Source organism: Phaeobacter gallaeciensis (assembly GCF_001678945.1).
Taxonomy (GTDB): Bacteria; Pseudomonadota; Alphaproteobacteria; order Rhodobacterales; family Rhodobacteraceae; genus Phycobacter; species Phycobacter gallaeciensis_A.
On sequence record NZ_CP015124.1, the window covers coordinates 2,023,882 to 2,036,725 of the forward strand.

The 12,844-nt window shown below is 61.5% G+C and carries 13 protein-coding genes; 5 read left to right on the forward strand and 8 right to left on the reverse strand.

The window, feature by feature from the left end; translation table 11 throughout:
• Nucleotides 1-13 precede the first annotated feature (13 nt).
• Both JL2886_RS09720 and JL2886_RS09725 read right to left on the reverse strand, forming a co-directional pair.
• Entirely contained in the window at nt 14-604 is a 591-nt protein-coding gene (locus JL2886_RS09720; protein WP_082996049.1) for a phosphotransferase, read from the reverse strand.
• Nucleotides 520-897 carry a hypothetical protein gene (locus JL2886_RS09725; RefSeq protein ID WP_065271819.1) on the reverse strand — a complete coding sequence of 126 codons (378 nt, stop codon included), beginning with the start codon at nt 895-897 and terminating at the stop codon, nt 520-522. The genes JL2886_RS09720 and JL2886_RS09725 overlap by 85 nt, the downstream gene beginning before the upstream one ends.
• Before the next feature lie 130 nt (nt 898-1,027).
• Here JL2886_RS09725 and JL2886_RS09730 point away from each other — a divergent pair, with 130 nt between their 5' ends.
• The 4 genes from JL2886_RS09730 (at nt 1,028) to JL2886_RS09745 (ending at nt 5,160) form a co-directional block, all read left to right on the forward strand.
• Nucleotides 1,028-1,285, forward strand: coding sequence for a DUF6525 family protein (locus tag JL2886_RS09730; RefSeq protein ID WP_065271820.1), 258 nt, complete (start codon nt 1,028-1,030; stop codon nt 1,283-1,285).
• Nucleotides 1,286-1,481: 196 nt separating this feature from the next.
• Nucleotides 1,482-3,623 carry a polyribonucleotide nucleotidyltransferase gene (pnp, locus tag JL2886_RS09735; RefSeq protein ID WP_065271821.1) on the forward strand — a complete coding sequence of 714 codons (2,142 nt, stop codon included), beginning with the start codon at nt 1,482-1,484 and terminating at the stop codon, nt 3,621-3,623.
• 119 nt (nt 3,624-3,742) lie between these two features.
• The gene (locus JL2886_RS09740) at nt 3,743-4,456 is read left to right on the forward strand and encodes a glycosyltransferase family 25 protein (protein WP_065273624.1); all 714 of its coding nucleotides are present in this window, start codon (nt 3,743-3,745) and stop codon (nt 4,454-4,456) included.
• A gap of 191 nt (nt 4,457-4,647) precedes the next feature.
• Complete coding sequence (locus JL2886_RS09745) at nt 4,648-5,160, forward strand: AAA family ATPase (protein ID WP_065271822.1); 513 nt, start codon at nt 4,648-4,650, stop codon at nt 5,158-5,160.
• Nucleotides 5,161-5,209: 49 nt separating this feature from the next.
• Here JL2886_RS09745 and JL2886_RS09750 read toward each other — a convergent pair whose 3' ends face one another.
• Entirely contained in the window at nt 5,210-5,863 is a 654-nt protein-coding gene (locus tag JL2886_RS09750; RefSeq protein WP_065271823.1) for a peroxiredoxin, read from the reverse strand.
• Nucleotides 5,864-6,147: 284 nt separating this feature from the next.
• On the opposite strand from JL2886_RS09750, the gene JL2886_RS09755 reads away from it, so the two are divergent.
• Nucleotides 6,148-7,587: an aldehyde dehydrogenase family protein gene (locus JL2886_RS09755; RefSeq protein ID WP_065271824.1), complete on the forward strand. Its 1,440-nt coding sequence runs from the start codon at nt 6,148-6,150 to the stop codon at nt 7,585-7,587.
• A gap of 90 nt (nt 7,588-7,677) precedes the next feature.
• Here the strand turns inward: JL2886_RS09755 and JL2886_RS09760 are convergent, their stop codons facing one another.
• From JL2886_RS09760 to JL2886_RS09780, 5 genes are all read right to left on the reverse strand, one after another.
• Nucleotides 7,678-8,481, reverse strand: a complete 804-nt coding sequence (locus JL2886_RS09760; RefSeq protein ID WP_065271825.1) for an ATP-binding cassette domain-containing protein — start codon at nt 8,479-8,481, stop codon at nt 7,678-7,680.
• Nucleotides 8,478-9,350: an ABC transporter ATP-binding protein gene (locus tag JL2886_RS09765; protein WP_065271826.1), complete on the reverse strand. Its 873-nt coding sequence runs from the start codon at nt 9,348-9,350 to the stop codon at nt 8,478-8,480. The genes JL2886_RS09760 and JL2886_RS09765 overlap by 4 nt, the downstream gene beginning before the upstream one ends.
• On the reverse strand, nt 9,347-10,195 hold the full coding sequence (locus JL2886_RS09770) for an ABC transporter permease (protein ID WP_065271827.1): 849 nt from the start codon (nt 10,193-10,195) through the stop codon (nt 9,347-9,349). The genes JL2886_RS09765 and JL2886_RS09770 overlap by 4 nt, the downstream gene beginning before the upstream one ends.
• On the reverse strand, nt 10,188-11,198 hold the full coding sequence (locus JL2886_RS09775) for an ABC transporter permease (protein WP_065271828.1): 1,011 nt from the start codon (nt 11,196-11,198) through the stop codon (nt 10,188-10,190). Before JL2886_RS09775 ends, JL2886_RS09770 begins: the two co-directional genes overlap by 8 nt.
• Before the next feature lie 89 nt (nt 11,199-11,287).
• Nucleotides 11,288-12,814, reverse strand: a complete 1,527-nt coding sequence (locus tag JL2886_RS09780; protein ID WP_065271829.1) for an ABC transporter substrate-binding protein — start codon at nt 12,812-12,814, stop codon at nt 11,288-11,290.
• Between the last annotated feature and the right edge of the window lie 30 nt (nt 12,815-12,844).

The following is a 12,844-nucleotide window of genomic DNA, read 5'->3' on the forward strand; positions in this document are numbered from 1 at the left end:
CCCCTCCATTCACCTAGCGCAGTAGATCCAGCCGGGACAGGGTCAGCCGTGATTGTCGGCACAGCGCCTCATTCTTGCCGCCACGATAGAAACTGAGGGCAATTACCGCACAATAGAGCGCCCAGCCGCTAGCCCGTACCCACGCGCGGTCCTGCAGTTCCAGACGGTCGCGAAACGCGGTGCGGGCGGCAGGGTCCACCCAGGTCCAGGCCGCCGCATAATCGACGGCGGGATCGCCAACTGCCGACAGGCCCCAATCGATCACCCCCCGCAAGACACCATCCCGGGCAATCAGATTGTCCGCCTTCAGATCCCCGTGCAGCCAGACGGGTCGGTCCTGAAACCCGGCATCGCAGGCCGCGTCCCACAGGCAACGTGCGCGCGATGCGTCGATCTCATCTTTGAGGATATCGATGGCCGGATGCACCACGTGGGTCAGGTCCTGCAGCGCGACGCCACGCCGGTTGTTGGCCTCCCCCGCAACGGGTGAGCCCTCCGTGTCGGTTCGGTGCAGCGCCGTCAGAAATCTGCAAGGCTTTGCGCCACCGCAACCGGGTCCGCAATCTTTGCGGGGTTTGCGAGATCCCCTTCGATCCAGTCGAATATGCCAAAGGGCAGATCATCCCGTAGACAGCTGCGGTGCCGCAGCACCGGAACCGCAAGCGGCAGACCCTGTAGGCGCGGCAGCCAGTCCAACTCCTTGGCCAGATACTGAGTCGCCGACCACCGGCGCGGCACCCTAAGAACCATCTGCTCCCCGATACGGACCATGCAATTGTCCGTCCCAGACGATTCGATGCGCCTCCGCGGAAGGCCAGCCCATTGCGGCACCTCGGTCGCAAGGATATCGCCGACCATCGCGTCGCTGATTGCAATGTCATCCGTGTCTTTGCTCATCAGGCGAAGCTAACCGCCCGATGGCCCCACCGGCAAGGAAAGGGCGCGATCCGAGTCCCGAAGTACCGGCAGCTTGCCGCTTCAATTTGATATGTTATTACATACTAAATCAGCATTTCGAAGGACACCTATGCCACACCCGCGACGCCGCAATCTGGGCGCCACCGGCCTGCCCATCCGCAAACGTACCGGAAATGCGATGACGGAGTATGACCGCTTGCCGCCCAGCCTGCGGGCCTGGATGCAAGAGGCTGCCCTGCCGTGGTCGCCGCGCTCTTGCCGCAGCATCTGGATGAAGGTGAAACAGGATGGCGGAACCGACCGGCAGGCCATTGCACGCCTTGCCGCTGTTGAGGCCGCAATGCTGAAACGCGCCGCAGAGGCGTGAACCTCCTTCCTGTAGGTCTCCACGAGCTGTTTTTCTTTCATTCCGGGCCAAAGTGATGTATGGGCCGGGCATCTGAGACGTTGCGCCATGGCCCCGGCGCTCGAAAGAAAGATGGAGGGGGCCGGCGGCAATGGGGCCGCCATGACAACGGGAGACCCGGGATACGCCTGGGAGTGCTCCCACTTAGGATGCTGACATGTTCAACGTTACGAAGAAATCAATGCAGTGGGGCGAGGAAACGCTCACACTGGAAACCGGCAAGGTTGCCCGCCAGGCAGATGGCTCTGTGATTGCCACCCTCGGCGAAACCTCGGTTATGGCAAACGTCACCTTTGCCCGCCAGCAAAAGCCCGGCCAGGACTTCTTTCCCCTGACCGTGCACTACCAGGAAAAATACTACGCCGCGGGTAAAGTGCCCGGCGGCTTCTTCAAGCGTGAGGCCCGCCCCACCGAGAAGGAAACCCTGACCGCGCGTCTGATCGACCGCCCGATCCGCCCGCTGTTCGTCCCCGGCTTCAAAAACGAAGTTCTGGTGATGTGCACCGTGCTGTCCCACGATCTGGTCAATGACCCTGACATCGTCGCAATGATCGCTGCCTCCGCTGCGCTGACCATTTCCGGCGCCCCCTTCATGGGCCCGATCGCCGGTTGCCGCGTTGGTTTCGAGGACGGCGAATACGTCCTGAACCCGACCGTGGACGACATGCAGGACCTGCGCTTGAACCCCGATCAGCGCCTGGACCTGGTTGTTGCCGGCACCAAGAACGCCGTGATGATGGTGGAATCCGAAGCTTACGAGCTGTCCGAAGCAGAAATGCTGGGCGCCGTGAACTTTGCCCACGAGCAGATCCAGCCGGTTCTGGACCTGATCATCTCGCTGGCCGAAGAAGCCGCCAAAGAGCCGTTCGACTTTGCCGCACCGGATTACTCCGAGCTGTATGAAGCGGTCAAAGCCGCTGGCGAAGAGCAGATGCGCGCCGCCTTTGCGATCTCGGACAAGCAGGAGCGCACCGCCGCTGTTGCCGCCGCACGCGAAGCCATCAAGGAAGCGCTGAGCGAAGAGCAGCTGGAAGATTCCAACCTCGGTTCTGCTCTGAAGAAACTGGAAGCCGGCATTCTGCGCGGTGACGTTGTCAAAACCGGCAAGCGTATCGACGGCCGCAAGACCGACGAGATCCGCGACATCGTTTCGGAAACCGGCCTGCTGCCGCGGACCCACGGTTCTGCCCTGTTCACCCGTGGTGAAACCCAGGGTCTGGTCGTGACCACGCTGGGCACCGGCGATGACGAACAGTTCATCGACGCCCTGCACGGCAACTTCAAATCCAACTTCCTGCTGCACTACAACTTCCCGCCCTACTCGGTTGGTGAAGTTGGCCGCGTGGGTGGCCCCGGCCGCCGCGAAATCGGTCACGGCAAGCTGGCATGGCGCGCGCTGCAGGCGGTTCTGCCCGCGGCAACCGACTTCCCCTACACCATCCGCGTGGTGTCCGAGATCACCGAATCGAATGGCTCCTCCTCGATGGCGTCGGTCTGCGGTGGCTCGCTGTCGATGATGGACGCAGGCGTTCCGCTGAAAGCACCGGTCGCCGGTGTGGCCATGGGCCTGATCCTCGAAGATGACGGCTCCTACGCGATCCTGTCCGACATCCTGGGTGACGAAGACCACCTCGGCGACATGGACTTCAAGGTTGCGGGTACCGAGAACGGCATCACCTCGCTGCAGATGGACATCAAGGTCGCAGGCATCACGCCCGAGATCATGGAAAAAGCCCTGGCCCAGGCCAAGGACGGCCGGATGCACATCCTTGGTGAGATGTCCAAGGCTCTGTCGGAAACCAACGCGTTCTCCGTCCACGCGCCGCGCATCGAGACCATGAACATCCCGACCGACAAGATCCGTGAAGTGATCGGTTCGGGCGGCAAGGTCATCCGCGAAATCGTGGAAACCTCTGGTGCCAAGGTCGACATCAACGACGACGGCGTGATCAAGATCGCTTCCTCCAACGGTGACGCGATCCAGAAGGCCTATGACATGATCCACGCGATCGTGGCAGAGCCGGAAGAAGGCGCCATCTACAAAGGCAAGGTCGTGAAGATCGTCGATTTCGGCGCCTTCGTGAACTTCTTTGGCAAGCGCGACGGCCTGGTGCACGTCAGCCAGATCGAGAACCGCCGCCTGAACCATCCTTCGGACGTTCTGAAGGAAGGCCAGGAAGTCTGGGTCAAGCTGCTGGGCTTTGACGACCGCGGCAAGGTCCGTCTGTCGATGAAAGTCGTCGATCAGGAAACCGGCGAGCCCGCCGCGCCTGAGAAGAAAGAAGAAGCCGCGGACTGATCCGCAGCCTCGCTTCGAACAAGAAAGGCCCCGCTGGCAACGGCGGGGCCTTTTCTGTCAGCGCCGTTCAAGGAACTGCGGCCTTCCCCCCCGGCTCGTTCCCCGATATGGATCTGACCATGCACACCCTGATCATCCACATGTCCGGCAGCAGCAAACGCGGCGCAAATGTCGAACACCTGCTTTATACACTGCCGAATGCCGAGGTGGCCGTAGCGGTGAATGGCCGGACTGCGGTGAGTCACCATGTGCATCCGACGCGTCACGGCGATGTGCATGATCCGCGCTACCCCTTTCCCCTGTCACCAGGAGAGGTCGGCTGCTTCCTGTCACACCGTAGCTGCTGGCAGCGGATCGTGGATGCGGGCTGGGAGTATGCTTTGATCGTCGAGGATGATCTCTCGGTCGATCCGGAGGCATGGCAGACGGCGCTGTCGCTGGTCGAGGCCCACGCGGATGCGGACAGCTTCATCCGCCTGCCCGCCAAACGACGCGAAAGCCCCGCCACCATTATCGACCAGACGGGCGACAGCAAGCTGTTCCTGCCCCGCGTCATCGGCCTTCAGACCGTCGCGCAGGTGGTGGGGCGCAACGCGGCGGCGAACCTTCTTGCCGCCAGCACCACCATCGACCGGCCTGTCGATACCTTCCTGCAGATGCACTGGATCCACGGCCAGACCATTCATACCATCCTGCCCAATGGCGTCAGCGAGCTGACTGAGTCACTGGGCGGATCGACCATCCAGAAAAAGAAACAGGGCAGCAAGCTTGCGCGTGAATTCAAGCGCACGCTTTACCGGGCTCAGGTCGCAGCACGCCCGCAAACTGCCTGAGGGTCCAGCAGACTGGACCCAAACCCGGGACTGTGCGATGAGACACAGCATGACACCCCTTGTTCAGACATTTCCCCTGCCGCGCTGCGCGCGAATTACCGTCCCGGCCTGACAGTCGGGCCGGGTGGTCGAACGCTGAACAACATATGCGCGCCACATAGAACCTGCGCGCGCTTTCAAGGGTTTCTGAAATGTCTCAAACACTTCCGACGCTGCACATGCTGTGCGGCAAGATCGCCTCTGGCAAATCCACTCTCGCCGATCACCTGACGCGCGAAGACAAGGCCGTACGCATTGCCGAGGACCAATGGCTGAACACTCTCTTCCGCGGCGAGATAGAAACCGGAACCGATTACCTGCGTTGCACCGCGCGGCTACGCGAGACCGTGGCGCCTCATGTTATCGACCTGCTCAACGTAGGGGTTTCCGTGGTGCTGGATTTCGCCGCAAATACGATCCAGCAACGCACCTGGATGCACGGCATTCTCGACAGGACTATTGCAGACCATCAACTGCATGTGCTGGATGTCCCGGATGAAGTCTGCCTCACCCGGTTGCGTGCGCGAAATGCCAGTGGCGATCATCCATTCTCGGCAACCGAAGAACAGTTTCACCAGTTCTCGAAACACTTTGTCCTGCCCACGCCGCAGGAGAGGTTCAATATCGTGATTCACTCCGCGCCCAAAGACACGCCCCCGAAATGACAAAGGGGCCAAACGGCCCCCTTGCTGAACTTCAAAATGGTCTTCCGACTTATTCCGGCGCTTTGGTCTTGCGCAGGTAGGGGAAGATGGTTTCGAACTCACCGAACTTGGCCTTGGCGTCTTCGTTCGACACGGTCGGCGGGATGATCACATCCTGACCTGGCACCCAGTCGGCAGGGGTGGCAACGCCGTGGCCGGTGGTCATCTGCAGACCGTCCAGCGCGCGCAGGATCTCGGCAAAGTTGCGGCCCACCGACATCGGGTAGGTCATCGACAGTTTCAACTGCTTGTCCGGGCCGATGATGAAGACCGAGCGCACTGTGGCGCTGTCGGCCGGAGTGCGGCCATCGGGCAGGTAGGCTTCGGCGGGCAGCATGTCAAAGGCCTTGGACACGGCGAGCCCTTCGTCCGCGATGATCGGGAAGCCTGCCGGAGTTTTGGCATAGCTTTCAATGTCGCCTTTCCATTTCTTGTGGTCCTCGACACCGTCAACGGACACGCCGATCACCTTGGTGTTGCGCTTGGCCCACTCCTCGGACAGCTGCGCCACGGCACCAAATTCAGTGGTGCAGACCGGGGTGAAATCCTTGGGGTGGGAAAACAGGATCGCCCAGCTGTCCCCGATCCAGTCGTGGAAGGTGATGGTGCCCTGATCGGTCTCGGCGGTGAAATTCGGAACCACATCGTTGATGCGCAAACCCATGACGGTCTCCTCTCTGCGTTCACATTCAGTTTTCAATACGTATCTTGCTACGCAAGGTAATCAATCGCAGCGCAGGTTAAACCCCTGCGGCGTCAAGACCAGCACAAAAGTGCCAATCACCTGCGACAAAACGGAAAACCCTGGGTTTATCCGCGAAAATCCGCCTCACATAATTTGATCAAATTATGTGAATGTGGTCTTGCCCAAGGGTCAAGGCAGTGACACAGTGGCGCGCGAAAGCGCCGGTACAAACTGGCGAAACGTCTGATTTGGGAGATCTGGACATGATCGAGAAACGCGACTTTTACATCAATGGCCAATGGGTTGCTCCTGCGGCAGCCAAGGATCACAATGTCATCGATCCTTCCACCGAAGAACCCTGTGCAGTGATTTCCCTGGGATCCGAAGCCGATACCAATGCCGCCGTTGCCGCTGCCAAGGCCGCCCTGCCCGGCTGGATGGCGACCCCGGTAGAAGAGCGGATCGCGCTGGTGGAAAAACTGATTGAGGTCTACCAGGCCCGCGGCGAAGATCTGGCCCAGGCCATGTCCACCGAGATGGGCGCCCCGATCGAGATGTCCCGCACCCAGCAGGTTGGCGCCGGTATCTTCCACCTGAAGAATTTTGTGCGCGCGGCCAAGGCGTTTGAATTTGAACGCCCCCTGAGCGACCGCTTCCAGAACGACCGCATCATCTACGAAGCCGTCGGTGTTGCTGCCCTGATCACGCCCTGGAACTGGCCGATGAACCAGATCACGCTCAAGGTGGGTGCCGCGGCCATCGCGGGCTGCACCATGGTTCTGAAGCCTTCCGAGGAAAGCCCGCTGGATGCGATGATCTTTGCCGAGCTGATGGACGAGGCAGGTTTCCCCGCCGGCGTCTTCAACCTGGTGAACGGCGATGGCGTCGGCGTCGGCTCGCAGCTGTCCTCGCACCCGGATGTGGACATGGTGTCCTTCACCGGCTCGACCCGCGCAGGCACCGCGATCTCCAAGGCAGCCGCCGACACCCTGAAGAAGGTGCACCTTGAGCTGGGCGGCAAAGGCGCCAACGTGATCTTTGACGATGCCGACGAAAAAGCGGTCAAGCGTGGCGTGCTGCACATGATGAACAACACCGGCCAAAGCTGCAACGCGCCCTCGCGGATGCTGGTTCAGAAAGGCATCTACGATCAGGCCGTGGCCACCGCTGCCGAAGTTGCCGCCAAGGTCACCGTCGGCCCGGCGTCCGAGGAAGGTCGCCACATCGGCCCCGTGGTCAATGAAACCCAGTGGAACAAGATTCAGGACCTGATCCAGAAGGGCATCGACGAAGGCGCGCGCCTTGTCGCCGGTGGCACCGGTCGCCCTGAAGGCTTCAACAAGGGCTTTTACGTCAAACCGACCGTCTTTGCCGATGTGAACAACCAGATGACCATCGCCCGTGAAGAAATCTTTGGACCGGTCCTGTCGATCATCCCGTTTGAGACCGAGGAAGAAGCCGTCGAGATCGCCAACGACACGCCCTATGGTCTGACCAACTATGTGCAGACCCAGGACGGCGCCAAGGCCAACCGTATGGCCCGCGTGCTACGGTCCGGCATGGTGGAAATGAACGGCCAGTCCCGGTCCCCCGGTGCGCCCTTCGGTGGCATGAAGCAGTCCGGCAACGGCCGTGAAGGCGGTATCTTCGGGATCGAGGATTTCCTGGAAATCAAGGCCGTCGGCGGCTGGTCCACCGACTGATTTTCAGCCTCTTTGAAATAGCAAAAGCCGCTCCTATCCGGAGCGGCTTTTCTTTTGCCCGCGTGGTGCACGGGGTCTTGCAGCTCCCCGTTACGCCCAAACTTGGTCGGGATCGGGCAGCGGGATCGCAGACAGGAGCTCTTGCGTGTAGGGCGCAGTCGGCGCAGCGAACAGGTCCGCCGTCGCGGCGTTTTCAACGATTTCGCCCTGATAGAGCACCAGAATGCGGCTGCACAGGCGGCGGATCACCGACAGGTCGTGGCTGATGAAGGCCAGCGTCAGGCCCAGCTCGCGCACCAATTCTTCGAGCAGGTTCAGCACCTGCGCCTGACTGGAGACATCCAGCCCCGAGACGATCTCATCCGCGAGGATGAAATCGGGGCGCAGGGCGATGGCGCGGGCGATACCGACGCGCTGACGCTGCCCACCGGACAATTCATGCGGATAGCGGCTGGCAAAGCTGCGTGGCAGGCCCACCATATCCAGCGCCTCATTTACGCGGGCGTCGATCCCCTCAAGCCCATGCAGGCGCAAGGGACCGGCGATGATCCCCCCCACCCGGCGGCGCGGGTTAAGCGAGGACAGGGGATCCTGAAAGATCATCTGGAACCGCCGCCGCAGGGGGCGCAGGGCCTCCTCTGACATATGGGTGATGTCTGTCCCCTCAAACGAAATTTGACCACTGTCCGGTTCAATCAACCGGATCAGCGCCCGCCCCAATGTGGATTTACCGGACCCAGAGCCGCCAACGATGCCCAAAACCTCACCCTTGGGGATCTGGAAGGTCAGCCCCTTGAGGATCTCGATCCGCGGCGCAGGACCAAGGATTGGTTTGCGCGACATGTCCGGAAAGCTGAGCCGCAGATCCTTCACATCATAGATCACATCACTCATGCCGAGCCCTCCATTTGTCGGTCAAAGGCCGCAACCTCTTCCTCCACCGCGCGGATCACCGCGTCGGGGACCGGGGTCAGACTGCCGTCCGGATCGGTGTATTTCGGCGTCGCTGCCAACAGGGCCGCCGAATAGGGATGCCCGGGGCTCGCGAAGAAGTCGCGCACCTTGGTGTCCTCGACCACCTTGCCGGAGTAGAGCACGGTCATGGTCTGGCAGACCTTGGAGACCACGCCCAGATCATGGGTCACGAACAACAGCGCGGTACCATGGCGTTGCTGCATGTCCGAGATCAGCCGCAGGATCTGCTTCTGCACGGTGACATCCAGCGCGGTCGTCGGCTCATCCGCGATGATCAGCTTCGGCTCTGCCGCAAAGGCGGAGGCAATGAGGATCCGCTGGCGCATTCCCCCCGACAGCTCGTGCGGGTAGGCGCGCATGACGCGGGCGGGATCGGGGATATGGACCTCTTCCAGCAGCTCCAGCGCCCGGGCCTCGGCGGCCTTGCGCGACCAGCCAAGGATATCCACCAGCCGGTTGGTGATCTGCGGCCCCACCCGGCGCGAAGGGTTGAGCGCGGTCAGCGGATCCTGTGGGATCAGGGCGACCTTGGCGCCAATCCTCTGGCGGCGCGCGCGCGGTGACAGCTGGCCCAGATCCTCGCCTTCCAGGATGATCTGCCCGCCGGTGATTCCCAGCGCCTGCGGCAGGGTGCCCAGCACCGATTTGCCGATCATGGATTTGCCTGCGCCGCTTTCGCCGACAAGGGCGCGGGATTCACCCGCCGCCACATTGAGCGACACACGCCGCAAGATCGGCACATTGCCCCTGAGGCGCACGGTCAGGTCTTGAATGGACAGAAAGCTCATCGCAGCACCGGATCGAAATGGTCCTTCAGACCCTCGCCAAGCTGCGAGAAGCTGAGAACGGTGAAAAACAGGGCGACCAGCGGGAACACCAGCACCCACCAGGCCTGATGGACCGAGGTGCGCCCCTCGGCGATCATCCCGCCCCAGGTCGGCGCATCGGTGGAGATCGACAGGTTCACAAAGCTGAGGATCGCCTCGACGATGATTGCAATGCCCATCTCCAGCGTCAGCAGCGCCACGATGGTGGGCAGCACGTTGGGCAGGATTTCCGTCAGCGCGGTACCGAACCGGGTGCGCCCCACAACCTGTGCCGAGGCGACGTAATCCATCTTGCCCTGGCTCATTGCTTCGGCCCGGATCACCCGGGCAAAACGGGTCCAGTCAATCACCACGATGGCGATGATGATCGAAGTCATGCCAGTGCCCAGAACCGCGATCAGCAGGATCGCAAAAAGGACCGGCGGGAAGGCCATCCAGATATCCACGAGGCGGGAAATCACCAGATCGGCCCAGCCGCCGTAATAGCCAGCGATCAGGCCCAGCGTGGCCCCAATCAGACAGGTCAGCACCCCGGCGATCAGCGCCACGCTCAGCGCCAGCCGGGCGCCATGCAGAATGCGGCTGAGGACATCGCGGCCCAGGGAATCGGTGCCCAGCCAGTAATTGGGATCGGCGCCCGTCTCCCAGAAGGGCGGCATCCGTCCGGCGAACAGGTCCTGCGCCAGCGGATCATGCGGGCTGATCCAGGGCGCCAACAGCGCGGCCAGAACTAGAAGGCTGATCCAGCCCCCGGACAGCCACAGGCGCAGGCCCGGTTTGCGGGTGTGTGCTCGGGTATCACGCATGACGGAGCCTCGGGTTCAGGGCGGCATAGGTCATGTCGACGACCAAATTGACCACGGTGAAAATCAGGGCGAACAGGATCACGATCCCCTGGATCAGTGGCAGATCGCGGTTGATCACCGCATCAATGGCCATGTTGCCCAGCCCCTCATAAGAAAACAGCCGCTCCACAATGACCGTGCCGCCAATCAGGAAGGTGAACTGCACCCCGACCAAGGTCAGCGTCGGCAGGATCGCATTGGGCAGCGCCTCGCGGGTGATGATGCTGGTCTCGGCGTAGCCCTTGGTGCGCGCCAGGGTCACGTAATCCAGATGCATGGTTTCCTTCAGCGACTGTTTCAGCAGCTGCGAGATGATCGCCGCCAGCGGGATCGCCAGCGCCAGCGCGGGCATGAACATATGGGCGACGATATCGGCCCAGACATCGAACCGCAGGCGGATGAAGCTTTCCCAGAGATAGAAATTCGACTGGAACTCGAACCCCAGCGAGGGCGACACCCGGCCCGAGATATGAAACAGCGGCCAAAGCACGCCAAAGAGCAGGATCAGCACCAGCCCCCACAGGAAGTCGGGCACCGACAGGGCCATGCCCCCGGCCACATCGATCGCACCTTCGACGCGCGTGCCCCGGTAAAGCGTCGCGGTCAACGCCATGGTGCCGCCCAGCATCACCGCGATTACCAACGCCATTACTGATAGTTCCAACGTGGCGGGCAGACGGCCCAGCACCAGTTCGGACACCGGCTGGCGCAGGGAAATCGAGGTTCCGAAATCCCCCTGAAGCACGCCAGAGGCCCAGATCAGGAATTGTTCGGGGATCGATTTGTCGAACCCGTAAAGCGCCTGAAGCCGCTGGATATCCGCATCGGTGGCCCCCGGCGGCAGCATCATGGCAATCGGATTGCCCGGCACCACGCGGATAACCACAAAGACGATGATCGCCACCCCGACCAGCGTCACCATAGTGGCCGCCAGCCGCGCGATCATTCTGCGCAGGATCTGCATTGTCTACCTTCGTTCTGTGAGGTCGTGAAAAAGGGCCGCGGGGCACCGGCACAATCAGACCGATGCCCCGCAACCAAGGGAGAGAGGGATCAGGCCCGTGTCATCAGATGCGGCAACAGCGCGCCCGAGGCATGCGGCACCACCTTCACCTGATCGCTGTGCAGGATCGGCTGAACATATTGCAGCAGCGGGATCACCAGCGCGTTCTCGGCGATGAAACGGTCCACGTCCTTCCAGCCCGCGATCCGCTTGTCCTCGTCCGATTCACCCCAGAGCGGCAGGATCTTCTGCATCAGCTCCTCACCGTCCCAGACCGAATGCGGCGAGGGGCCGAACATGGCAAAGCCGGTCGAGGTGGTGGGATCACCAATCGAGTTGCCCCAGTTGTAGAAGGCCGCAGGCGCCAATGTGTCGGCCGCGCGCAGCTCGTAGTGTTTGGCAATCTCGTAGACTTCGATCTCGGCCTCGATACCGACCCGGCGCCACAGACCGACGATGGCCTGGATGATCTCGTAATCCTTCGGCTTAAAGCCACGGGTGGTCTGGATGGTGAATTTCACCGGATTGTCGGGACCATAGCCAGAGGCCGCCAGCAGCTCCTTGGACTTCTCCGGATCATAGGCGACCTTGATCGTCTCGTCATAGCCCACGTAATCGGGCGTCTGCAGCGTGTCGATCGCCACGCCATAGCCGGACAGCAGCCGGTCGATGATCAGCTGTTTGTCGATCGCATGGGCCATGGCCATGCGCACGTTGGGATCGGTCATCACTTCGATATCGTTGATGAAGATCATGCCGATATCCGACACCGGTGCGGCAGTGCCCATGATGCCCGATTTTTCCTTCAGGCGGTCGAATTCCTCATAGGGCATTTCCAGCGTCACATGGGCGTTGCCCGATTCCACCTCGGCCACGCGGCTGGCGGCATCGGTCACGAACTTGATGGTGACGGATTTGAATTCGGGCGCGCCGCCCCAGTAGTTCTCGTTCGCCTTCAGGCGCACGAATGCGTTGCGCTCGAACTTTTCGACCATATAGGGACCGGTGCCCACAGGCGCGGCCTCAAAGCCATCTGCCCCGACTTCCTCGTAGTATTTCTTGGGCAGGATATAGCCGGTCAGGAAGCTCATCCATTTGAAGATCGTCGGCTCATAGGCCAGCACGTCAGCGGTGACGCGGTTCCCCTCGATGGAGAAATTGCCGATCTTGCCCCAGATGAACTGGATCGGGTTGCCGGTCTCGGGGTTGCCCGCACGTTCCAGCGACCAGACCACGTCTTCGGGTGTCAGGGGATCGCCATTGTGCCAGGTGACGCCTTCGCGCACATCCATCCAGACCTTTGTCTTGTCATCGTTCCAGCCATAATCGCTGATGATCCCGGAACCAAAGGACAGATCCGGGTTCTGCGGGATGAACAGATCGAACACCGATTGGTAGATGCCCTGAATGGTGGGGTTCACCGCCGAGGGACCGACGGTCGGATCCCAGCTGGGCAGGTTCACGTTATAGGCAATCACCAGCTCTTCGATCCCGGCGGCAAAGCTGGGCAGGCTGGCCCCGGCAAGCGCCACGCTGGCGGCGGTGCTCTGAAGTAAAGTGCGTCTTGTCAATTTCATTTTGCTTTTCCCTGTTGGTTGGAAGGCCGA